The 23,965-nt window shown below is 42.0% G+C and carries 17 protein-coding genes; 13 read left to right on the forward strand and 4 right to left on the reverse strand.

The genetic code is table 11. From position 1 onward, the window contains the following. Positions 1-4: 4 nt before the first annotated feature. Both brnQ and ACFQ1M_RS14390 read left to right on the forward strand, forming a co-directional pair. On the forward strand, positions 5-1,303 hold the full coding sequence (gene brnQ, locus ACFQ1M_RS14385; protein WP_386409406.1) for a branched-chain amino acid transport system II carrier protein: 1,299 nt from the start codon (positions 5-7) through the stop codon (positions 1,301-1,303). Positions 1,304-1,513: 210 nt separating this feature from the next. Beyond that, positions 1,514-2,296 (forward strand): hypothetical protein, encoded by a 783-nt coding sequence (locus ACFQ1M_RS14390; protein WP_386409408.1) that lies wholly within the window; start codon positions 1,514-1,516, stop codon positions 2,294-2,296. Positions 2,297-2,427: 131 nt separating this feature from the next. Here the strand turns inward: ACFQ1M_RS14390 and ACFQ1M_RS14395 are convergent, their stop codons facing one another. Continuing rightward, positions 2,428-3,717: an aminopeptidase P family protein gene (locus tag ACFQ1M_RS14395; RefSeq protein ID WP_386409410.1), complete on the reverse strand. Its 1,290-nt coding sequence runs from the start codon at positions 3,715-3,717 to the stop codon at positions 2,428-2,430. Between the two features lie 133 nt (positions 3,718-3,850). Between ACFQ1M_RS14395 and ACFQ1M_RS14400 the strand changes: the two genes are divergently transcribed. The 10 genes from ACFQ1M_RS14400 to ACFQ1M_RS14445 all read left to right on the forward strand — a co-directional run bounded on the left by ACFQ1M_RS14400 (position 3,851) and on the right by ACFQ1M_RS14445 (position 20,231). Beyond that, complete coding sequence (locus tag ACFQ1M_RS14400; RefSeq protein WP_386409412.1) at positions 3,851-6,703, forward strand: WD40/YVTN/BNR-like repeat-containing protein; 2,853 nt, start codon at positions 3,851-3,853, stop codon at positions 6,701-6,703. A 97-nt stretch (positions 6,704-6,800) separates the two neighbouring features. After that, complete coding sequence (locus ACFQ1M_RS14405) at positions 6,801-8,495, forward strand: helix-turn-helix domain-containing protein (RefSeq protein ID WP_386409414.1); 1,695 nt, start codon at positions 6,801-6,803, stop codon at positions 8,493-8,495. A gap of 75 nt (positions 8,496-8,570) precedes the next feature. Further along, positions 8,571-10,532: a serine hydrolase gene (locus ACFQ1M_RS14410; protein ID WP_386409416.1), complete on the forward strand. Its 1,962-nt coding sequence runs from the start codon at positions 8,571-8,573 to the stop codon at positions 10,530-10,532. 27 nt (positions 10,533-10,559) lie between these two features. Further along, complete coding sequence (locus tag ACFQ1M_RS14415) at positions 10,560-12,092, forward strand: hypothetical protein (RefSeq protein WP_386409418.1); 1,533 nt, start codon at positions 10,560-10,562, stop codon at positions 12,090-12,092. Between the two features lie 264 nt (positions 12,093-12,356). Next, positions 12,357-13,043, forward strand: a complete 687-nt coding sequence (locus tag ACFQ1M_RS14420) for a succinate dehydrogenase cytochrome b subunit (protein WP_386409420.1) — start codon at positions 12,357-12,359, stop codon at positions 13,041-13,043. A 16-nt stretch (positions 13,044-13,059) separates the two neighbouring features. After that, positions 13,060-15,060 (forward strand): fumarate reductase/succinate dehydrogenase flavoprotein subunit, encoded by a 2,001-nt coding sequence (locus ACFQ1M_RS14425; protein WP_386409422.1) that lies wholly within the window; start codon positions 13,060-13,062, stop codon positions 15,058-15,060. Between the two features lie 77 nt (positions 15,061-15,137). Next, positions 15,138-15,884 (forward strand): succinate dehydrogenase/fumarate reductase iron-sulfur subunit, encoded by a 747-nt coding sequence (locus ACFQ1M_RS14430; RefSeq protein ID WP_386409424.1) that lies wholly within the window; start codon positions 15,138-15,140, stop codon positions 15,882-15,884. An 87-nt stretch (positions 15,885-15,971) separates the two neighbouring features. Further along, complete coding sequence (locus tag ACFQ1M_RS14435; protein ID WP_386410887.1) at positions 15,972-17,117, forward strand: methionine aminotransferase; 1,146 nt, start codon at positions 15,972-15,974, stop codon at positions 17,115-17,117. 142 nt (positions 17,118-17,259) lie between these two features. Further along, positions 17,260-19,509: a catalase/peroxidase HPI gene (gene katG / locus ACFQ1M_RS14440; RefSeq protein ID WP_386409426.1), complete on the forward strand. Its 2,250-nt coding sequence runs from the start codon at positions 17,260-17,262 to the stop codon at positions 19,507-19,509. 230 nt (positions 19,510-19,739) lie between these two features. After that, positions 19,740-20,231, forward strand: a complete 492-nt coding sequence (locus tag ACFQ1M_RS14445; protein ID WP_386409428.1) for a hypothetical protein — start codon at positions 19,740-19,742, stop codon at positions 20,229-20,231. On the opposite strand, the gene ACFQ1M_RS14450 is transcribed toward ACFQ1M_RS14445, so the two are convergent. Continuing rightward, positions 20,232-20,747 (reverse strand): GNAT family N-acetyltransferase, encoded by a 516-nt coding sequence (locus ACFQ1M_RS14450; RefSeq protein WP_386409430.1) that lies wholly within the window; start codon positions 20,745-20,747, stop codon positions 20,232-20,234. A gap of 23 nt (positions 20,748-20,770) precedes the next feature. Between ACFQ1M_RS14450 and ACFQ1M_RS14455 the strand changes: the two genes are divergently transcribed. Continuing rightward, complete coding sequence (locus tag ACFQ1M_RS14455) at positions 20,771-21,589, forward strand: amidohydrolase (protein ID WP_386409432.1); 819 nt, start codon at positions 20,771-20,773, stop codon at positions 21,587-21,589. Here ACFQ1M_RS14455 and ACFQ1M_RS14460 read toward each other — a convergent pair. Further along, positions 21,570-23,192, reverse strand: a complete 1,623-nt coding sequence (locus ACFQ1M_RS14460) for an Ig-like domain-containing protein (RefSeq protein ID WP_386409434.1) — start codon at positions 23,190-23,192, stop codon at positions 21,570-21,572. The two genes, ACFQ1M_RS14455 and ACFQ1M_RS14460, sit on opposite strands and share 20 nt — an antisense overlap. A gap of 47 nt (positions 23,193-23,239) precedes the next feature. Next, complete coding sequence (locus ACFQ1M_RS14465; protein ID WP_386409436.1) at positions 23,240-23,929, reverse strand: ComF family protein; 690 nt, start codon at positions 23,927-23,929, stop codon at positions 23,240-23,242. Positions 23,930-23,965 lie beyond the last annotated feature (36 nt).

The raw sequence follows: 23,965 nt of genomic DNA on the forward strand, positions 1-23,965 counted from the left end.
CTAAATGAACAAAACGAACGAAACCTTTGTCACCGGCTTTGCACTCTTTGCTATGTTTTTTGGCGCGGGAAATTTATTGCTCCCACCAATGTTGGGTTACAATGCTGGATCCGATTGGCCTCTAATAGTATTTGGGTTTGCAATAACAGCCGTTGTCATCCCCTTGTTCGGAATTTTGGCACACGCTCGGTTGCAAGGTACGATGTATGACTTTGCAAAAAAGGTGTCTCCGATTTTCAGCACAGTCTATTGTGTATTGGTATATCTGATCTCAGCCGGGATTCCTTCACCTAGAACGGCAGCGGCAACGCACGAGATAGCGGTCGCACCTAATTTTCAGATCAGTTCTTTGGTCACGAGTAGTGTGTACTTTATGCTAGTTTTCATTTTTGTGATGAATCGCTCTAAAATTCTTTCGTTTATCGGCAAGTATTTAACTCCCATTATAGTTGTCATTTTATTGATGGTCATAGGAATTGGCCTATTTTCTGCTGAAGGGTCCTTGCAGACGGGCCTTGCAGCTTCGCCCATTGCAACAGGTTTGTTGGAGGGCTATCAAACCTTTGACGCCATCGGGGCCGTGGTGATAGGTGGTGTGGTGATCATCTCACTAAATTTGAAAGGACACAAATCGTTTGAGGCCAAAAAGTACTTGATATCACGTGCTGGATTTATAGCAGGGCTTGGTTTGATGATCATGTATGCAGGTTTGGTGGCTGTAGGAGCTTTTTTTAGATCAGAAGTGGCTATAAGTGAAACCCTGAGTAGCGATCTTCAACGTGCACAATTACTTAATTATATTTCGGGATCCGCATTAGGCAATATAGGAAGTGCTTTTCTGAATGTATTGATCTCCTTGGCATGTTTTACGACGGCCGTCGGAATCGTCACCGGAACTTCAGATTATTTCAAAGGTCTCTTTAAAGATTCACAAAGAGTGTATGTTATCACCGCCATTCTGGCCTGTGTCGCTGGAGTAGTTGTTGGGCAGCTCGATTTTTATTCTATCCTTATAATTGCGATACCCGCATTGTTTTTGGTGTATCCCGTAACGATCGTATTGATCTTTCTTAATGTGCTTCCTCAAAAGTGGGCTTCCGTTCTTGTTTTTAGGGCGGTGGTGATTGTCGCCATTTTATTTAGCATCCCTGATGTACTTGGATTCTTTTGGAGTGAAGATCTAACCATCAAAGCGATCAAAGAGGTGATACCATTGGCCAACCAACATTTTGGGTGGGTCATACCTTCGATACTGGTTTTTATTTTTTCAAATATGTTGTCTTTGACCATATCCAATCGTTGATTTACGACAAATGTAAAAGATTAAGTGAGCAATCCTTTTTCAGCTTCTACAATGAGAGACTCTATTGAGAACCAGCAAGTAATCCCACGGGGGGCATCTTCACGTAAATAAAGAACACTTATTGAACAAGAAATATTTTTATTTGACATTAAAATAAAGTTTGTTCATTTCGAGTTATTAGTAGAACAATTACAACCCAAATCATTTATTTTGAAGAAACATTTTTTTAAAGCGACCTGCACTTTTGCAGCGATTGCAGCGACGGTATTTTTTACAGCCTGTAGCAGTGAAGATTCAGATGGCAACAAGTATGAGGCTGGTATCACAGAAGATAATATTCAAAGAATGATGACCTTCAATGAGGCTATGGCGTTTACCAATCAGCAGTCGTTTCAAGCTTATATTGGAGCCGGCGTAACTAGAAGTAGCAGAACTGATTGTTTTTCTTTTATCACTTCGCAAAACAGTTATACGGTCACCTATGACAATTGTGACTTTGGAGGTCAAACATTGAATGGAACAACCTCAGTGAGCTATGTAGTTGACGGAGAAAACATCGATATGACTTCGACCTACACGAATTTTTCAGTTGCGGGATATACCTTTAATGGAAGCAATCAAGTTGTTTTTGCGGCCGAATATGATACTGGTAATTTTGTAGTATCCACGACTTCAGATCTTACTGTCTCAACACCGGATGGAGATACTGTGACAGATACTGGCACCAGAAATTATACCTATAGCTTCGGTCAAGATTTTACAGACTTTAGCTTCTCGTTCGAAGGCGAGTGGACAACGACCCTCAATGGCGACGCATATGAATTCTTTACCTCTTCGGTCCTAGAAGGAAATATTGATTGCGAGTATATCGTTAGCGGTGTTCTCAACGTCGCATATAATGATACATCGGCCAGCATCGACTTTGGAGATGGTACCTGTGATAACCAAGCGGTACTAACGATCTCTGAGGTATCTCAAGACATTACCTTATAAAACAACTACAAAGGAATACAAAAGGCTGCCCATTAAGGCAGCCTTTTATATTATGTATTTTTCTTAACGATTAAAGATTCTTTTCAAGTTAAAGGAAGGTGACTTCGAACTTCGTTTGAAACCTGAAGAAACTAATTCATCAACGCTTCTATCTCCTCCGCTTCGATAGGAATACTGCGCATCAGGTTAAAAGGGGCGCCATGTTCTTGGATCACCACATCGTCTTCAAGACGAATACCAAAGCCTTCATCGGGTATATAGATCGCTGGCTCTACTGTAAACACATTCCCCGCTTGCATTGGTTCGTGAAGCAAACCATAGTCATGCGTGTCCAGACCCATATGATGACTTGTGCCATGCATAAAGTATTTTTTGTAGGCTGGCCAATCCTTATCTTCATTCTGCACATCCGCCTTGTCTAGAAGCCCAAGGCCTAATAGTTCTGAGGTCATGATCTTGCCAACTTCAATATGAAATGGTTTCCAAAGTTCTCCCGGCACCAGCATTTTTGTCGCTTCATTCTTTACGCGCAAAACGGCATCGTAAACCTCGCGCTGTCTTTTGGTGAACCGTCCCGATACAGGAATGGTCCTGGTCATATCACTGCTGTAATTGGCATACTCGGCCCCAACATCCATCAATAGAAGATCACCATCTTTACATTGCTGATTGTTTTCTATGTAGTGAAGCACATTGGCATTGTTCCCTGAGGCGATAATTGGGGTATAGGCAAATTTTTTAGATCGATTTCGAAGAAACTCGTGCATATATTCTGCTTCGACCTCATATTCCCACACTCCTGGTTTTACAAAACCTAAGATGCGTCGAAATCCCTTTTCTGTGATGTCACAAGCTTTCTGGATCAAGTCGATCTCAATTTTATCTTTTACCGATCGCAGGCGCTGCAAAATGGGATTGCTCTTGGCTACGCTATGGGCAGGATATTTTTCTTTCCACCATTTTGTAAAGCGGTCCTCACGAGTTTCGGTCTCTACATTGGCACGATAGTGTTCATTGGTATTTACATAGACGGTGTCACATTGTGTCATCAATTCAAAAAACACCTTTTCCAATTCCTGCAGCCAATAAACGGTCTTTACGCCCGACACTTCGAAGGCGCGTTCTTTGGTCAGCTTTTCCCCTTCCCAAATGGCAATAAGCTCGCTGGTCTCTTTCAAGAACAGGATCTCTCGATGTTTTTCTTCTGGAGCATCGGGAAAAAGCACTAAGATACTCTCTTCTTGATCCACACCGCTCAAATAAAAAATGTCGCGATGCTGCTCGAAGGGCATGGTACTATCTGCACTTATTGGATAAATATCATTGCTATTGAACACCGCAAGGCTTTTTGGCTTCATTTGCGCCATGAAATTCTTACGGTTCTTGATAAAGAGGTCACGCTCAATTGGAAGGTACTTCATTCGTAAAAAATTTATTGGATTCTCAAAAATACAACATGATGAAGTTTCCCCATTAAACTTCGTTTAAAAGTTTTGGTTTAACTTTATCAATAATTAATTTCAAACTAGTACTAACTACCAATTATTGTTAAGAATGAAACGACTTTCTCTCGTTGCTTTGATATTGTTTTCCTTCGTCAATCTTAAAGCACAGTCACCAGCTACCCCCGCATCCGATGTTCAGAAAGCCTTAGAACAAAAAGCACAGTTAGAGGCCTCCTCAATAGTGAAGAATATACCTTTCGAAAATATTGGGCCAACGGTGATGAGCGGACGTATCGTAGACCTTGCCGTAAACCCAGATAATCCAGTTGAGTTTTATGCGGCCTATGCGTCTGGCGGATTGTGGTATACTAAAAACAATGGGACTTCTTTCGAGCCTGTTTTAGACAGTTCACCGACCAACAACGTTGGAGATATCGCAGTCGATTGGACGCGTGGCACTATCTGGGTTGGGACAGGAGAGAATAATTCCTCTCGCTCCTCATACGCAGGTATAGGAATCCTAAAATCTACAGATAAAGGAAAGACCTGGCAAAATATGGGGTTGCATGATAGTCATCATATCGGGCGCATTGTAATCAATCCCAAGAACCCTGATGAGGTGGTTGTGGCTGTTGTTGGACATTTGTACTCTCCCAATCAAGAAAGGGGCGTTTTTAAAACTACCGACGGAGGTAAGACGTGGAAAAAGACCTTGTTTGTCTCTCCTGAAGCAGGAATCATAGATCTGGCCGTTTCTCCGAATAATTTTGACATTCAATTTGCAGCTTCTTGGGAAAAAGATCGAAAAGCATGGAATTTTCTTGGAAATGGTGATGCGTCTGCAATCTACAAAAGCACAGATGCCGGAGAAACCTGGAGCAAAGTCACGACCAAAAGAAGTGGTTTTCCAACAGGTGAGGGAGTTGGCCGTATTGGACTTGCCGTTTTTGATGATAATATCATATATGCCGTTCACGACAATCAATTTCGAAGAGCGCCAGAAAAAGAAGAAAAGAAAAAGTCCGATTTAGAGAAAGAGGATTTTAAGTCGATGAGTGTTCAGGATTTTTTGGCCTTGGAGGATAAAAAGTTGAATAAATTTTTGAAGACCAATGGCTTTCAAGAAAAATACAGAGCCGAAAACGTAAAGCAAATGATCCGAAGCGGAGTGGTAAAACCTGCAGATATCGCCAAATACCTCGAATCAGCGAATACCAATCTTTTTGACACGCCAGTGATCGGTGCCGAAGTGTATCGCAGTGAGGATGGCGGTAAGAGCTGGAAAATAATGAATGAGGAATATATCGATGATGTGTTCTACAGTTATGGATACTATTTTGCCCAAATAAGGGTAAATCCAAAAAATAAAGAAAAAGTGTACATCGCTGGTGTGCCCATTCTAAAATCTGAAAATGGTGGAAAGACATGGGAAAGTATCAATCGCGAAAATGTACATGCCGATCATCATGCTTTGTGGATAAACCCAAAGATGCCCTCTCATTTGATCAATGGAAACGATGGGGGCGTCAATATCAGCTATGACGACGGTGAGACCTGGGTCAAGAACAATTCGCCATCCGTAGGTCAATTCTATGCGATCAATGTTGACAATCAACAACCGTATCATGTTTACGGCGGACTTCAAGACAATGGTGTTTGGGTTGGCGCTCATAATGCTCGCGAAGATCGTAGCTGGCATCAGAGCGGCCAATATCCTTGGAAAAGTATCATGGGTGGTGATGGGATGCAGATCGAGATCGACAGTCGCAATCCAGATATCGTGTACACGGGATATCAGTTTGGAAATTATTTTAGATTGAATAGGAAAGATGGAGATCGCGTCTATATTCAGCCAAAGCATGAACTTGGGGAAGCGCCCTATCGTTTTAATTGGCAAACACCGATTCTGCTTTCACCTCACAATCAAGACATTCTATATCTTGGTGGAAATAAATTACATAGAAGTCTCAATCAAGGTGATGATTGGGAAGCGATATCGGATGATCTTACGAAGGGTGCAAAAGAAGGTAATGTTGCATACGGGACACTTACTACGATCTCTGAATCCCCGTTCAAGTTCGGGTTGATCTATGTTGGAAGTGATGACGGATTGGTCCATGCTACAAAAAATGCCGGTGGTAGTTGGGAACGCGTTTCCAACAGTTTTCCCCAAGACCTCTGGGTGAGCAGAGTGGTCGCTTCAAGCCATAAGAAAGAACGTGTATATGTAAGCTTGAACGGCTATCGCTGGGATGATTTTACGCCTTATGTGTATATGAGTGACAACTATGGAAAAACATGGAAGAATATCAGTAGTAATCTTCCGTTGTCTCCAGTAAATGTTATCAAGGAAGATCCAGAGAATGAAGACCTGCTTTTTGTGGGCACAGACAACGGCACGTATGTTTCTTTTGATAGAGGTAATTCGTGGGAAGCATTTAGCAAAGGTCTAACACCGGCTGCAGTTCACGATATTGTGATTCAACCCGAAGCAAAAGATTTGTTAGTGGGTACTCATGGGCGGAGTATCTTTAAAGCCAATATCGCTCCACTTCAAGAATTGAATGTTGATCTAAGAAATAAGACGCTACACCTTTTTGCGGTAGAGAGCATTCGTCATTCAGGGAATTGGGGAAGCAGTTGGAGCAAATGGTTAGAGCCGCGAATACCATCCATGGACTTTAAAGTATATACCAACTTTTCAGGAAAGGTCGACCTAAAGATTTTGGCATCGAATGGGGTCGAGGTCAATGCTTTTGATGTTGAGGTAGATAAAGGATTCAACTACGTTCCCTTTGATGTTACCTTCTCGGAAAAAGGCCGAAAAGCCTATCTTAAGAAGAAAAAGAACGCCGAGGTGAAAAAGGCAAAAAATGACCAGTATTATTTGGTAAAAGGGAACTATAAAGTAGAAATTTCGGGCATTGGAAAGACCGAGACACAAGAATTTGAAGTGAAATAATACCGAAAACAGTATAAGAAAGACCTCGCGATATTACGGGGTCTTTATTTTTTTAAGGTGTTTCATCGTAAATTTATACAAAAGCCGTCATTATACTTTGAACTGGAACACCTTCAATATTATTATAGCATCAGCCGCCGCCATAGTAGTGCTGATCTGTGTCATTAAACTTTTTAGTGCTTGGAAGAGCAAGTCAGCGCCCTATCTTTATTGGTTTCTTATTACAAGTAGCATTGTTATTCTTCAAGTATTGGCCATTGATATTGGCATCACCAAAGAGAATCAGTGGCTATTGGTGCTATACCTACCATTTCAGTTTTTATCGCCAGTATTGTTCACGGCACTTACATGCACTTATTTGGATAGGATGGCGCTGTTTAAGAAATATCGCTACCTATTACTAATGCCTTTTGTTATTTTTTTCATTCTCTATACCTTTTTGAAGGTGAACGTAGTGCTCGATTTTGACCTCGTTTCCAGTCAAACGGCAGCTCAGATAAGCGCTGAGTGGGACGAAAATTCAGCCGTAATGTTATCATTGATCTTAGGGATCTGGAACTACAAGATCATTAAAGACTATGAAATTGGCTTCGGTAATCTTTCGTATAAAGTGGTCACAAAGAGGACCAGATGGCTGAGAATTATGTATACGATATTGATCATACTCACCGTTCTGTGGGGAGCGATCATAATAGCAATGAAACTTGATGATGATCTTAGGGGACATGGGCCATACTATCCATTATGGTTACTCTTTTTAGGATTCTACTATGTATTTCTTTTTGTTGGGGAAAAGCATTTGGACAAAGTTGAAATGGCTAAAGCGGGCGAACTACAATCGCTAGAAGAGATCACCACAAACTTTCAACTCTTAGGCCTTAACAAGGTATTCGCCTCAGACGAACTCCAGATTTTAGAGGGACAGCAATACGATGTGACGGCGATACTCAGTTATTTCGCCACTTCCCTATTTGATAAACAAAAGGAAGAAGACGTGCTCTGGGACATTACCAAAAATTGTATTGCAAAGCTAGACCTTGAGGATTGTGTCATTTATTTGTTGGATAAAGAACGACAAATGCTCGTTCAAAAAGCGGCCTATGGAAATAAGGACAAAGGGCAGCGAAAGATACTCAGTCCAATAGAAATCCCCGTTGGGAAAGGTGTTGTGGGGGCCGCCGCGAAAACCAGAGAATGGCAATTGGTCCAAGATGTCAATACGGAAGAACGCTACATTTTGGATGATCAACAACGAATGTCAGAATTGGCAGTCCCCATTGCCTTTGAAGATGAACTGCTGGGTGTTTTGGATTCCGAGCATTCTCAAAAGGCCTTCTTCAATGAGCGTCATGTATTTCTTTTTCAATTGATCGCGAAGTTGACCGCTACCAAACTTCAACAGGTATCAAAGAAGAGTACCATGACCATTACCAATGACAATGCTTATTTCAAGGAATTATGCTATCTGTTGGAAAATGAGCATATTTATAGAAGTACTGAGTTGAACCTCACCAAAGCATCAGAAAAATTGAACATCAGTAGCAACTACCTCTCACAACTTGTAAATAAAATTGCTGACTGTAATTTCTCAGATTTTGTGAATAAATATCGCGTAGAAGATGCCAAATCGAAACTTGCCAACCCTGAATTTTCAAGCTACACCATGCTAGCCATTGGTCTTGAGGCAGGATTCAACTCAAAATCTACCTTCTACAATGCTTTCAAAAAGCATACGGGAATGTCCCCTTCAGACTACAAGGAAAATCACCCTATCGAGTCCAAAATCCTTTAGATTCAATCATTTGGGACACTCCAACTCCCTGCTATATATAGGTTTGCATCATCAATAATCAAAAATGTATTCGTGATGAAGAATCTATTAAAATCAACAATTTGTTTTTGCGCAAGCATGCTAACAGGCATGCTTGTATGTGCAAACTCAACTCCATCTGGAGCAATGAACACAACGGCCATGAAGAATTGGTCGGCGAAACACGGGATGACTCCTCAAAAATACCAAAGTGAGTTCAATAACCTTCATAAGAAGGGATATAGACTCACGGCCGTAGATGGCTACTATGTAAACGGCAAGGTCTATTTTGCAGGCTTATGGGAAAAATCGGGTAGTTTAAACTATAAGGCCAGGCATGGTCTCTCGGGTAAACAGTATCAGGCCGAGTTTACAAAAAATCATAAGGCAGGCTATCGCTTGGTACATGTGGATGGTTACTACGATGGAAAACAGGCAAGATATGCAGCGATTTGGAGAAAGCAGCATACTTCGGGTCTTATCGCTAGACATGGTTTGACTGGCGCGCAATACCAGAAAGAATTTACCAACAACCATAAGAAAGGCTATCGCCTAGTACATGTAAGTGGCTATGGCATCAAAGGAAAAGCCTATTATGCCGCAATTTGGAAAAAAGGATCCACTTCGGGCTATAAGGCCAGACATGGATTAACGAGCAGTCAGTATCAAGCGGAATTCAATAAAAATGTGAAGAATGGCTATAAGCTAACCCATGTTGACAGTTATGACGTAGGCGGAAAAGTGTACTATGCTTGCATCTTCGAAAAGGTCAATGGCCGATACAGCGCCAGACATGGCATGAACAGCAAAAATTATCAATTGTATTTTGATAACTATTACTACCAAGGGTTTAGACCCATAAGTGTTAGTGGCCACGATGCGGGCAAAGGTGCTGGTTATGCAGCCGCCTTTAAAAGTGTTGGCGGATGGAACAGTAGCGACCTAGGTCAACTGGATGCCAAGATAAAAAAGGTAATGAAAGACTATAAGATCCCTGGCGTATCTATAGGAATCGTAAAAGATGGCAAATTGGTACTTGCAAAAGGCTATGGCTATGGTGAGAAAGACAAGAAAGAAATTGCAGCAGCTACCAGCCTATTTCGATTGGCAAGTGTTTCAAAACCGATCACAGGGGTGGCAGTGATGCAACTCGTGGAACAAGGTAAATTGAAATTGTCCGACAAGGTATTTGGAAAGGGACAAATTCTCGGAACCAAATACGGCAGTAAATCTTACGGAAATAGAGAAAAAGTGATCACCGTGGGGCAGCTATTAGAGCATACAGCTGGAGGTCATTCTTGGGACAATAATCAAAAGCCAAATGCCACAGTGGATAAATGGGGTGGCGCCATGAAAATTACCACAAGCGAAACACATGCTGCGACCATCGCACGTGTGTTGGACGACCGCAATCCTACGCATACTCCCGGGAGTTTGTATGAGTATTCCAATTTCGGTTTTTGTGTGCTAGGAAGAGTGATCGAGAAAAAGACCGGAATGACCTATGAGAAGTATCTACGAGATAAGGTTTTGAAGAAATGCGGTATTAAATACATGTACATCGGAAGCAGCTCAAAGAAAGGTCGCAAGTATAAAGAAGTTGCCTATTATGCAGGTAGTGGAAACGGGGCATATAATTTAAAAATGCTCAAAATGGATGCCCATGGCGGATGGATCGCCTCATCTGTCGACCTTATGAGATTTATAGTGCGTGTCGATGGACAACCTTCTAAAAAGGATATCCTTAAGAAATCGACCTTCGATGTAATGACCACCGGTTCTTCGGCCAATTCTGGCTACGCAAAGGGATGGGGAGTAAATAGCTCGGGATCAAGAATGTCTCACAGCGGAGGAATGAGCGGCACGAGTACCGTATTGAAAAAAATGAACAATAGCATCAGCTATGTGATCTTGTCCAATTCGTCGGGCAATGGCGACGGGCAAGGCGGTGCTTTGGCAACGGCCATCGAACAGGGAATCAATGGTGTAAAATCATGGCCAAACCTGGACCTATTTTAAAAAAGATGAACTACTAAAAACAAAAAGATGAAAACTTCAATATTAATAACAATTGGCCTATTTGTGTGGTGCATTTCCGGTATGGCACAAAAGAAATACGTGGGTGTATGGGAGAGTGGCCATGGTGGAAATTTAATTCACAAAGCACTTCCTTGGAATGCTTTCCTCGAAAAAGACAAGGAAATGAAAGGCAAAGGGCTTCGATTGGACGACTTTGAGATCATCAAAAGCGGAATAAGGGCGAAGTATGTTGGGTCATGGAAAAAGGGACAAGGAAAGACCCAATTTTCAAAACCTCTGGAATGGAAGGACTTTCTCGATAAAGGAAAGCAACTCACCCAAAACGGATATCGTCTGATCGATTTCGAGATCTTTATGGCAGCAGGCAAAAGAAAATATGTCGGCTTTTGGAAGAAAGGTTCTGGAAATAACATCATCACTAAAGGACTCCGATGGAAAGACTTTTTAGACAAAGGAAAAGAAATGACTTCCAAAGGTTTCCGACTGGCAGATTTCGAAACTTACAAGGTTGGGGGCAAATACCGATATGTGGGTAACTGGCGATCTGGGTCTGGTTCCAATATCATTACCAAGGGACTAAAATGGAAGAGTTTTTTGGATAAGGGCAAAGAGCTTACCGCCAAAGGGCTGCGTTTATACGATCTAGAAATTGTTAAGATAGGGTCTCAGCAGCGATATGTTGGAGCGTGGAAAAATAGTAGCGGTAGTAATATTGTGACCAAGGGATTGAAATGGAATACCTTCTTAAATAAGGGTAAACAACTTACGGGACAAGGTTTGCGATTGGCTGATTTTGAAATTTTCACAACACCTAAATCACCAGTTCAGAACACGAATACGGGTCCTGATGTATTACCCGATCCAGCGGACTTTCCAAAAGTGCCGAGTCATGTGAAATTGTTAAATGGCACTCAGGGGAGTGACAAATATCGAGTCGTCGTAGATTTTACCAAGCTGGTAGACGGTAAACCACAGATCACAATTCCCACACAATTCTTAAAGGACCTTCCTTCCTACAACGGGAAGATCATCTTTCCAGATAATTTTTGCGGGCTCAACATCATAAAAGCCCAGCGGTTTATGTGGCATACGCAGAACGACGGCGTTTATAAGAAATTCCCTTTTAATTATATTCCCGAAAGTTCTTCAATTTTAAAAGAATATTCGGATTCTGGAGAAGGAGAGTATTTTTATAGATATGGCATCAACTTTACAGGCCCTATGGGGAAATGTGCAACTTCAGCGAAGGATTGGGTATTTGAACAACCCTTTATGAAGCAGTCCACTTCGTTTCCGCAACCACTTAAGTTGATCATCGAATTGAATAGTGACTCTGAAGTAAAATTCTTAAACTATAAGATCGTTCAGGGGAAACCGCTGAGTGCACTTAAATTGTTTAAACCAACAAGTGCAGAAAAACTGCTGAAATATTATGAGAAAACACTTTTGGGGAGTCTGGAAAAATGGATAAAAGCGGTGTGTAAAGAAAACCCAAAAGAATGTCCAGAGAAGAAAGATGGCAAAGACCAGAGCAATTAACGTTGATGAGGTTCTTTAGGATGATGAAATCAAGCGTCAGCTGTAAAAGCTGACGTTTTTTTTTTACGTTAAAAACAGTTAAAGATCAGGTCATCTTGTTTAAGATATGGTATCATTTTTCAATCGTTTTCGCATGGAGGCTTCAACAATTCTTACTATTTAATTAAATCTGTTCTAAATAGTCTTTAAAACGATGCGCAAAGTTTGTTAAAACCATGGCTGTGCAGTAATTTTGTTAGCAATTTTAAACTAACTTCTACAAGAATGAGTGGATTTTTAAAATCTTCGATTGGAAGAAAAATAGCCATGGCGTTATCAGCTCTCTTCCTAATGATTTTTCTGATAATGCATGTTTCAATCAATTTTACTTCTGTGTTTAGCCCCGAACTTTTCAACGAGCTCTCACATTTCATGGGAACCAATCCTGTAATTCAAGGATTGATGCAACCAATTTTAATATTCGGAGTTATTTTCCACTTTGTGATGGGCTTTGTCTTGGAGGCAAGAAATCGAGCTTCGCGAAATGTGAGCTATGCAAAAAATAAAGGAGCTGAAAATTCTAGCTGGATGTCCCGAAACATGCTACTTTCTGGAGTGGTGATCCTTGCTTTTCTTGGGTTGCACTTCTATGATTTCTGGGTACATGAGATGACCGTAAAGTATATTGAAGGTGATATGTCAGGACTAATAGACCCAAACAATGCCGATTCTGGATTTCGATACTACGAAGAGCTAAGAGAGAAGTTCGTAAGTCCTATCAGAGTTGCAATTTATTCGGTAGCATTTGTGCTGCTAGCGCTGCATTTATTACACGGTTTCAATTCGGCCTTTCAATCGATGGGCGCCAACAATAAATATACACGTAGTTTAAAGGGATTTGGAAAAGTTTACTCGATCGGAGTACCTGCGCTCTTTATATTCATCGCGCTCTTTCATCATTTAACACACTAAAAGCACTTTCTGAGATATGGCAATATTAGATTCAAAAATACCAGCAGGTCCATTAGCAGACAAGTGGACAAATCATAAAAATAATATCAACCTTGTAAACCCGGCTAACAAACGACTTATCGATATCATTGTTGTCGGTACTGGTCTAGCAGGAGGTTCTGCCGCAGCCACTCTGGCCGAGCTTGGATATAATGTGAAGGCATTCTGTTTTCAAGATTCTCCAAGACGAGCACACTCGATCGCCGCACAAGGAGGGATCAACGCAGCGAAGAATTACCAAGGAGATGGGGATTCTACCTATCGACTTTTCTACGATACCGTAAAAGGGGGTGATTATCGCTCTCGTGAAGCAAACGTATATCGTTTGGCCGAAGTGTCTACCAATATCATCGACCAGTGTGTAGCCCAAGGCGTTCCTTTTGCGCGAGAGTACGGAGGCCTGTTGGACAACCGCTCTTTTGGCGGGGTTTTGGTGTCCAGAACCTTCTATGCGAAAGGACAAACGGGACAACAATTGTTATTGGGCGCTTATGCGGCCATGAACCGTCAAATAGGTCGAGGTAAGATAAAAATGTACACCCGACATGAGATGTTAGATGTTGTGGTTGTCGATGGCAAAGCCAGAGGGATCATAGCACGTAACTTAGTCACCGGTGAAATTGAGCGCCATTCGGCACATGCCGTTGTGATTGGTTCTGGCGGTTATGGCAATGCCTTCTATCTTTCCACCTACGCCATGGGAAGTAATGTGACCGCGGCATGGAAAGCCCATAAGCGAGGTGCATTCTTTGCCAATCCATGCTACACGCAGATTCATCCGACATGTATACCAGTTTCGGGAGACCATCAGTCCAAATTGACACTGATGTCCGAATCCCTCAGAAATGATGGCCGTATTTGGGTGCCTAAAAATTTAGAAGATGTAAAGGCTATCAGAGAAGGTAAACTGAAACCTACTGAGATTGCCGAAGAAAATAGAGATTACTATTTGGAACGTCGCTACCCGGCCTTTGGTAATCTAGTGCCAAGGGATGTTGCCTCGAGAGCGGCAAAAGAACGATGCGATGCAGGTTACGGCGTTAACCAAACGGGCGAAGCTGTTTATCTCGACTTTTCGGCTGCTATTGAGCGCTATGGTAAAGAACAAGCGCACGTCAAAGGTTTAAATGAAGATGACACCGCATTAGTTCAAAAACTTGGAAAAGAGGTCATAGAGAATAAGTACGGAAACTTGTTCCAGATGTATGAGAAGATCGTAGACCAAAATCCATACGAAACCCCAATGATGATCTATCCTGCTGTGCATTATACCATGGGCGGACTTTGGGTAGACTATAACCTAATGACCACCGTTCCTGGTCTATATGCGATCGGGGAGGCCAATTTCTCGGATCACGGAGCCAACAGATTGGGAGCCTCTGCATTGATGCAAGGATTGGCAGATGGTTACTTTGTATTGCCTTACACCATTGGAGACTATCTCGCTGATGATATTCGAACTGGTCCGATTTCGACTGAGTTACCTGAGTTTGATGAGGCCGAAAAGAATGTTCGATCCAATATTGAGAAGCTCATCAACAACCAAGGAACAAAATCTGTGGATCATTTCCATAAGCGTTTGGGTAAAATTATGTGGAATAAATGTGGCATGGCCCGTAACGCGAAAGATCTTAAGGAAGCGATCACCGAGATCGCAGCACTTCGCGAGGAATTCCACAAGGATGTTTTGGTTCCAGGTACAGATAACGAATACAATGAAGAATTGGCAAAGGCGGGTCGAGTTGCCGATTTCTTAGAGCTTGGTGAATTATTTGCAAAAGACGCCTTGGAGCGTGAAGAATCTGCTGGTGGCCATTTCAGAGAAGAGTACCAAACCGATAATGGCGAAGCGTTACGAAGACCAGAATATCAATATGTCTCAGCTTGGGAATATAAAGGACAACCAAGTGAGGCAGTGCATCACAAGGAAGCACTTGAGTACGAGAATATTGAAGTAAAAGAAAGAAGCTATAAATAGATGTCAGTGTTGAGATATGAGATGTTAGACGTATAACTGCTCAATACTCAATACTCAATACTAAAATCTAATAAAAGATGAAATTAACACTAAAAATTTGGCGTCAGAAAAACGCTCAGGATAAAGGAAAAATGGTAGATTATCAACTCGATAATGTATCACCAGACATGTCATTTTTGGAGATGTTGGATGTTCTTAATCAAGATTTAATAGATAAAGGGGAATCTCCGATAGCCTTTGATCATGATTGTAGAGAAGGAATTTGTGGTACGTGTTCGCTATTCATCAACGGAAGGGCGCACGGACCTCAAACCCAAATAACCGCATGCCAATTGCACATGCGTAGTTTTAATGATGGAGACACCATTTATATCGAACCTTGGAGAGCAAAAGCGTTTCCAGTAGTAAAGGATCTCATCGTGGATCGATCGTCCTTTGACCGCATCCAGCAAGCTGGTGGATTCATTTCGGTAAATACTTCTGGAAATACCCAAGATGCGAATGCCATTCCAATTGAAAAGGAGCATGCAGACAAAGCTTTTGACGCAGCTACATGTATCGGTTGCGGGGCTTGTGTAGCGAGTTGTAAGAATTCGTCGGCCATGTTGTTCGTGTCGGCTAAAGTATCGCAATTCGCTTTACTTCCACAAGGACAGGTCGAAGCTACCGATCGTGTTTTGAACATGGTCAAGCAAATGGACGAAGAAGGTTTTGGTAACTGTACCAATACTGGCGCTTGCGAGGTAGAATGCCCTAAAGGCATTTCACTAGAGAACATCGCCCGTATGAATCGCGAATATCTCAAAGCTAGCCTGAAAGGTTAATCATATATTCATTGTCATTCCTGTGGAAGCAGGAATCCAAATCCCATTCCGAATAGGTTTGGGATTTTTTGTTAGCTTTATTAAATGATCAACCATCTGTCCAAACTTCCAAAAGTAGAGACCACCATCTTTACCGTAATGAGTCGCCTTGCTCACCAGCATAAAGCCATCAACTTATCGCAAGGCTTCCCCGATTTTCCCACGGACCCAAAACTGATCGAATTGGTGACCAAAGCGATGAAAGCTGGATATAATCAGTACGCACCTATGCCAGGAATATATTCGCTAAGAGAGGTGATCGCTGAAAAAATTGAGAGTCTTCATAAAAAGACCTATGATCCAGAACACGAGATCACCATCACTGCAGGTGCCACACAGGCGATTTTCACCATTATTTCAACCTTTATACGCCCAGGAGATGAAGTGCTCCTATTTAAGCCTGCCTACGATTGTTATGAGCCTGCCATCGTGGTCAACGGCGGAATTCCGGTGTTCGTGCAATTGCAAGGAAAGGAATTCAAGGTGGATTGGAGCGAGGTGAAGAATAAGATCAGCTCGAAGACCAAAATGGTCATCATCAATACACCACACAATCCAAGTGGAACGGTGCTTTCTAAAGAGGATATGCTTCGACTAGAGGCGGTACTGGCGGATACCGATATCATCTTGCTCAGCGATGAGGTATACGAGCATATTGTCTTTGATGGAAAAGCGCATCAGAGCGCTTCTAGATTTCCCGGATTGGCCGAAAGAACTTTCATTTGTGCTTCCTTTGGAAAAACGTTTCACAACACTGGCTGGAAGACGGGATATTGTGTAGCTCCGAAACAATTGATGGAAGAATTTAGAAAGACACACCAATTCAATGTGTTTTGTGCCAACCACCCTATGCAACGAGCCTTTGCCACCTATTTGGAGGATGCCTCCAGCTATTTAGAATTACCTGCCTTCTATGAGAGGAAACGGGATGCATTCTTAGAAATGATCTCCGGGTCGAAGTTTTCTTTTACACCTTCTAAGGGGACCTATTTTCAGTTATTGGATTACTCGGCAATTACAGACGAAAGTGATGTTGATTTTGCTAAACGATTGTGCACCGAATATGGTTTAGCCTCTATTCCAATCTCGGTTTTTAATGTAAATAATGAAGACAATCGTTTGTTGCGTTTTTGTTTTGCTAAAAAAGAAGAAACCCTACAAAAGGCAGCGCGTATTTTAAACACTACACAATAAGCAAAACCAATCATAAATTCTTAATGATATAATTATTTTCGATGGTAAAATCAACTCAAATGATTTAGATCGCTGTTTTTCAACTAATAATGAAGTAACTTTATAGAATACAAAAAATTCAATAACCAAAACACACTAAATTATGAGTAACGATAGCCATCCCTCACCAAATCGCACAAGTAGTTATAATGTAAACAGTGAAAGCAAATGCCCTTTTTCTGGTGGTGCTGTAACAAAAAGTGCTGGTGGCGGAACTACCAACAGAGACTGGTGGCCAAATTCATTGAATCTGAGCATACTTCGTCAGCATTCAGAATTGGCCGACCCAATGGACAAAGACTTCAATTATGCAGAAGAGTTCAAAAAACTGGACTTGGATGCCGTTAAAAAAGACCTTACCGACCTAATGACCGATAGCCAAGATTGGTGGCCGGCAGATTATGGACATTATGGACCCTTCTTCATTCGAATGGCATGGCATGCCGCAGGGACCTATCGTATCGCAGACGGACGTGGTGGCGGTGGAACGGGCGCACAGCGTTTTGCACCACTCAACAGTTGGCCGGATAACGCAAACCTAGATAAGGCACGTTTGTTATTGTGGCCAATAAAACAGAAGTACGGAAAGAAATTATCATGGTCCGACCTTCTCATATTAACGGGTAATGTGGCTCATGAGTCAATGGGATTGCCAATGTATGGCTTTGGTGGTGGACGTGAAGATATTTGGCAACCAGAAGAGGATATTTATTGGGGCTCCGAAGGCGAATGGCTTGGTAATAAAGAGCGATATGCTAAGGAGGGAAAATTGGAAAATCCATTGGGAGCTGCTCACATGGGATTGATCTATGTAAATCCTGAAGGACCGAATGCCAATCCGGATCCTGTTGCAGCTGCGCATGATATTCGCGAAACCTTTGGTCGAATGGCCATGAATGACTACGAGACTGTAGCGTTGATCGCTGGCGGACACACCTTTGGTAAAACGCATGGTGCAGCAAGTGACGCCGAATATGTTGATGTAGAACCAGAAGGCGCTCCCATAGAGCAGCAGAGTATGGGTTGGAAAAATAAATTTGGAACCGGATTTGGTTCAGATACCATTACCAGTGGTCTGGAAGGCGCCTGGACAGACAGCCCAACCAAGTGGAGCCACAAATATTTGGAGAACCTCTTCGGCTATGAGTGGGAATTGACCAAAAGTCCCGCAGGAGCGCATCAATTTAAACCGAAGGGAGATGCCGGAGCTGGGACAATTCCTGACGCGCATGATCCAACAAAGAAACACGCACCTTTTATGCTTGTTACAGACCTTTCATTGCGAATGGATCCAGCTTATGAGAAGATCGCAAGACATTTCCTCGAAAACCCTGAAGAGTTCAAGGAGGCGTATCAAAAGGCGTGGTATAAATTAACGCATCGCGATATGGGTCCTATATCACGTTATCTTGGGCCAGAGGTGCCTAGCGAGGAATTGATTTGGCAAGACCCGATTCCTGCAGTGGACCATGACTTGATCGACGAGAACGACATCGCTAAGCTTAAAGCCAAGATATTAGATGCAGGACTCTCTGTATCTCAACTGGTATCAACCGCATGGGCCTCTGCCTCGACCTATCGCGACTCGGACAAGCGCGGTGGAGCCAATGGTGCACGAATTCGGCTAAACCCACAAAATTCTTGGGAGGTAAACGATCCAAAGCAATTATCAAAAGTATTGGATACCCTAGATAGTATTCAAAGTGAATTCAACAACACCCAATCGGGCAACAAAAAAGTTTCTTTGGCAGACTTGATCGTCTTAGGAGGTTGTGCGGGCTTGGAACAAGCGGCAAAAAATGCGGGGCACGCTATTGAAGTCCCTTTCACCCCAGGACGTATGGATGCCACCGAAGCACAGACCGATGCAGAATCCTTTGAAGCGCTAGAACCGGGTGCAGATGGATTCCGCAATTATTATAACCCAAAGCATAATGCAACGGCCGAGGAAATGCTGATCGATCGATCGCAGCTATTGACGTTGACGGCCCCAGAAATGACCGTCTTAGTTGGCGGAATGCGAGTGTTGAACACCAATTTTGACCATTCAAAACACGGGGTATTCACAAAACGTCCCGAAGCATTGACCAACGACTTCTTTATCAATCTTCTAGATATGAGAACTGTCTGGAAAGCGATTTCGGACAAAGAGGACGTATTTGAAGGACGCGATCGCAAGACCAACGATCTAAGATGGACAGGAACACGTGTCGACCTTATCTTTGGGTCAAATTCAGAATTACGCGCACTTGCAGAGGTGTATGCGTTTAATGATTCTGAAGAAAAATTTGTCAAAGATTTTGTTTCAGCTTGGGTAAAAGTGATGAATCTTGATCGCTTCGATCTAAAATAATTTCAACATAATAGCTGATGTTGTATAATGTGAGTTAGATAGATATCAATTATTTGTTTGTTATCTTGCAACTGCTCACATTATACAATATGGCAGAAAAACAACGCTGAACGCTCATTTTTAAGTGTTGTAGGAAATATAAGGGCCACTAGCGCATGGAGTCGGATAGGACATTGAGATTGCTTCAGATCAGAACCAAAAATCAGCGAAGATTGTTGGTCAGGGGTTCAATGGCCAAATCCCTTCAAGAATTTCTGAAAGAATCATGTAAAAACAATGTCTTGGTGATCAACTCCAATGTTGCACTCGACGTCTATTATTTGGCTCCCTGCGATTGCAGCGACCTCATCAGAGATAGCTTTCTTTTATTGGCAACCAAGGAAAAAGAGCAATTTTCCTTTAGTACTTTTAATTCGGAATCGACCTGCCTCAGAAAATTTGAGAGTACTCTTATCCAATTGGCAAATCATCCTCAGACCTTTCTTGCATATTGCAAAAAATTTGCGTTTCGACTTAAGAAAGAACGGGTAAATCACGAAATAGTGATGAAACTATTCGATTGTTTCAACAACACACTCATAAAATTGAAGAACGATGATAAGTTACCGCACGTACGCTTATTGAAGGATATCGCCGTCTCCTATAAAGAAACGATGGAAGCCAGTGACGAGTTTCCACATGAATTGTTCTCTGAGTTGGACTCCCTAAAGAACATGAATTGATCAGCAAGGTAATCGCATCAACCAATCGGTTTGCTTATCGCTGCCTAACCAATAAGGATGCTCGCCAAATTTCACAAAACCATGCTTTTCGTAAAACCGAATAGCACTGCCGTTATGTTCCCAGACACCTAACCAGAGATACTCTGGATTGAATTTCTGAGCGATCGCTATCGCTTTACGAAGTACTTTGGCCCCAAGGCCTTTTCCCTGAAAATCTTTCGAAATATAGATACGCTCTAACTCTATTGTTCCAGGTTCTTTTAGGTCAGACTGGGCGGCTGGCTCGTTGAGTTTGAAATAACCTATAAGGGCACTACCGTGATGCACAAAATAAAAATGACTCTTTGGTTCTTTCAATTGTCTTTCTATGGTTTCTGTAGAAAAGGCGGTATTGGTATAGCTCCAAAAATCTTCAGGATCGTTATCTTTTTCAAAGGCATCGACAAATGTCTGCTTGGCTAAAGCAGCCAGTTTGTCAGCGTCTTTAAGTGTGCATTTTGAATACTGAATATCCATAATGTAAAAATAATAGATACTGAGTGGATGACGTTCAAAAAGATTATTTTTATAAGATGAAAGAGGCACTCAAAATAACACTTGTCCAAGCCGATCTTATTTGGCAACAGCCCGAAGCAAATCGAGTTCATTTTACAGAAATGATCGCGCGTGTGGAAGCTGATTCAGATGTTGTCGTTCTTCCAGAAATGTTTTCTACTGGCTTTACGATGAACCCAAACACCGTGGCAGAGACCATGGACGGAGAAACGGTCGTATGGATGAAGGAAATGGCTCGCCAAAAGCAGGTTGCGATCATGGGCAGTGTCATTATTGTTGAGAATGACCTTTATCGAAATCGCTTCATATTCGTTATGCCTTCTGGAGAAATCGTAACCTACGACAAGCGGCATTCCTTTACATTGGCAGGTGAAGATAAGACCTACGCCGCAGGGAAAGAGCGTGTGGTCATCGATTATTTGGGATGGAAATGGTGTCCTATGATATGCTATGACCTTCGCTTTCCAGTCTGGTCGCGCAATACCCAAGATTTTGATGCCCTGATCTATGTTGCCAACTGGCCACAGCCCAGAATCAATGCTTGGGATGCCCTACTAAAGGCCAGAGCCATCGAGAATATGTGTTATTGTATTGGTGTGAACCGCATAGGCGAAGACCCCAATGGACATCGGTATCCTGGACATTCATCTGTCTATGATGTGCTTGGAGCTGAGTTGGTGAATATGAAGCACGGAAATGAAGGACTCGAAACAATAATACTCAACAAGCATCACATCGAGACGAATCGTAAGAAACTAGGATTCTTGAAGGACAGAGATCTTTTTACTCTTCAGGAAGAATGAAGGTCTCGTTAATATCCCAATTGGCTCTAAGGGGTTTTAGGTCACCTGGTAGGTAGTAAACTTTTTCTGGCTGGCGTTTCTCAAGAAAATTTCCAGTATCCCATTGCCCGTTTTTATTTTCATCATAGATCAATCGAATATAATACTTGCCAGGCTCCAATGACTCGAAGCTGTACTCTGGTTGCGAAGCTGTGGCGTAGATCTCTTTTACAACTTCTCCCTTTTCTACGGTCACCTGCAGAATAATGGGATATTGCTTCACGTTTTGTAAGGTTACACGAATATTGCCATAATCAGCCAAGCTCTTGGTGCTTAATGTAAAGTCTAAAGAGTCATTGGTGTCACCATAAAAATCTTTGATGGCGTTTGGCAACAATGCCAATCGATAACGTTGGCTTGGGGCGGTTTCAAAATCGAATTCCAATTGCAATTCCCCGTCCTCTTCCTTGATCATGGTAGTGAAAGGGACTGGCATCGAGTCTTTGTCTATGAGACTCATCAGGCTCTCATCTTTGGCTTCAAGAGGAATATTGCTGAGTATCGCAAAACGTTTTCCAGGCACAATGCTGCCTCTAATATTGGGTTTGAGCGTCAAGGAATCCTTTGGCAACTTTCGTTTCCTAACTGTGAAAGTTTCCTTCTCTGTACCTTTTGAGACCTCAAACTGCAAAGAATCTAAGTCGATAGGAGTGAACCAATAATTCAATGAATCCTTATCTTTTTCCTTAGTGATCTTTTCTTTGAACCCTTCTGGTTTTGAAGATAGTAACTTTATTTCCATACTATCCGGCAAGCCTGTATATGCAAAAGCAATACGATTTCTAGAGATCATCCCGGGCCTCCCTATCGAGAAGTTTTCTATCTCCTTAAAGAGCGTTAATTCATAGATCGAATCTGTAGGCACGACAATGTCTTCTTTCACAAAAGCGATCTTATCGGTCGCAGGGTCAAAAGTATAATTGTTGCCTACATCTTTCAGAGCGATCATTTTATATTTTCCTGCACGAAGGTTGGCCAGTCTGAAACTGACAGCGCTGTCTAAGGTATTGGTGATATAGGTCGGTTTTTCCTTATAGATCGTACTATCACCGTATTGCTCGTTTTTTTCGTATAACATGACCGATACAAACTGGTCTGGGAATTTTTTTATGGCATCCTTTACCACGCCAGTCACCTCTAAAGAATCGATATAGTTTCCGGTAGAGAATACATAGGTGAAATATTCGTACGGGTTTCCTTCGTTATTATCTTGTATACTTCGGCCAAAATTAAAGGTATAGGTGGTGTTTTCCTGTAGTGTGTCTTTGATATTGATTTCCACATATTTGCTGGCCGTACCTTGAGGGCGTATCACATATCCTCCTTGATCGATGGGGGGCGAAACAATGAGTTGCTTTTGAAGCTCACTCAGTTTTATATATTCGTCAAAATAGATCCTGATACGTTGGTTGTCATAGTTCGTTGTAAACATGGGTGGGTCTGCCTTGACCATTTGTGGGGGAGTTGTGTCCTTTTCACCGCCAGTGGGTGTGCCACGCTTTGCACAATTGAGAATACTAAAGAAAATGACAACAACTAAAATGTACGAAGAAAGACGTTTCATCAATAGCATAAGAATTTGTGCAAAGTAACGATATAATAACGAGGCAATCAAACAGTAATTGCCATGGTAGCGACACTAATTTTTACACCTGGAACCTTGAGTAAGGCATTGGCACAAGATTCTAACGTAGCTCCAGTGGTAATAACATCATCGACCAATAGTATGTGCTTGCCTACCAATGAAGATTCATCCGTAAGCTGAAAGCTGTTTTCTAGACTTTGCCAACGATCGAGACGTTTTTTGAAAACCATCTTTTTAGTAAATCGCGTTCTGTATAAGATACTGTCATCAAATGTCGAATTCAGCATGGACGAAAGTTCCTTGCCAAAGCCGGTAACCTGATTGTATCCTCGCTTTCTTTGCCTTCTTGGATGTAGCGGCACAGGAATTACAATATCGATTTCATCGAAGTATGGCACTTCCTTTAGTTGTGCCCCAAGCCATTTACCTAGTAGAAAAGAGATCTCCTCATGTCCTTTATACTTAAGAAGATGCATCAGTTGCTGTACCCTGCTATCTTTCTGAAAGAAAAATAATGAAGTAGCATTTTCTACACGCACTCTACCATACAATACCTTTGCGGTGGAATTGTTTTTAATTGCATGATACTCGGTTTGCGGAAGCTCGTGCCGACAGGTGGTACAAATATGTTTTTCATTAGAAATCAAAGCATGCTTACAAGCCAAGCAAACCTCAGGAAAAAAGACCGATAGTATATTATTTAATATATTTATCACGTTGTATATGATTGAAAAGGCCCACACGGCTCCCTT

Source organism: Sungkyunkwania multivorans (genome assembly GCF_042675645.1).
Classification (GTDB): Bacteria; Bacteroidota; Bacteroidia; order Flavobacteriales; family Flavobacteriaceae; genus Sungkyunkwania; species Sungkyunkwania multivorans.

Excerpts from the sequence above, each read along its gene's own strand:
- brnQ (WP_386409406.1), top strand. The coding sequence starts at position 5 with ATGAACAAAACGAACGAAACCTTTGTCACCGGCTTTGCACTCTTTGCT.
- ACFQ1M_RS14395 (WP_386409410.1), bottom strand. The coding sequence starts at position 3,717 with ATGAAGTACCTTCCAATTGAGCGTGACCTCTTTATCAAGAACCGTAAG.
- ACFQ1M_RS14400 (WP_386409412.1), top strand. The coding sequence starts at position 3,851 with ATGAAACGACTTTCTCTCGTTGCTTTGATATTGTTTTCCTTCGTCAAT.
- ACFQ1M_RS14410 (WP_386409416.1), top strand. The coding sequence starts at position 8,571 with ATGAAGAATCTATTAAAATCAACAATTTGTTTTTGCGCAAGCATGCTA.
- ACFQ1M_RS14415 (WP_386409418.1), top strand. The coding sequence starts at position 10,560 with ATGAAAACTTCAATATTAATAACAATTGGCCTATTTGTGTGGTGCATT.
- ACFQ1M_RS14420 (WP_386409420.1), top strand. The coding sequence starts at position 12,357 with ATGAGTGGATTTTTAAAATCTTCGATTGGAAGAAAAATAGCCATGGCG.
- ACFQ1M_RS14425 (WP_386409422.1), top strand. The coding sequence starts at position 13,060 with ATGGCAATATTAGATTCAAAAATACCAGCAGGTCCATTAGCAGACAAG.
- ACFQ1M_RS14430 (WP_386409424.1), top strand. The coding sequence starts at position 15,138 with ATGAAATTAACACTAAAAATTTGGCGTCAGAAAAACGCTCAGGATAAA.
- katG (WP_386409426.1), top strand. The coding sequence starts at position 17,260 with ATGAGTAACGATAGCCATCCCTCACCAAATCGCACAAGTAGTTATAAT.
- ACFQ1M_RS14445 (WP_386409428.1), top strand. The coding sequence starts at position 19,740 with ATGGCCAAATCCCTTCAAGAATTTCTGAAAGAATCATGTAAAAACAAT.
- ACFQ1M_RS14450 (WP_386409430.1), bottom strand. The coding sequence starts at position 20,747 with ATGGATATTCAGTATTCAAAATGCACACTTAAAGACGCTGACAAACTG.
- ACFQ1M_RS14460 (WP_386409434.1), bottom strand. The coding sequence starts at position 23,192 with ATGAAACGTCTTTCTTCGTACATTTTAGTTGTTGTCATTTTCTTTAGT.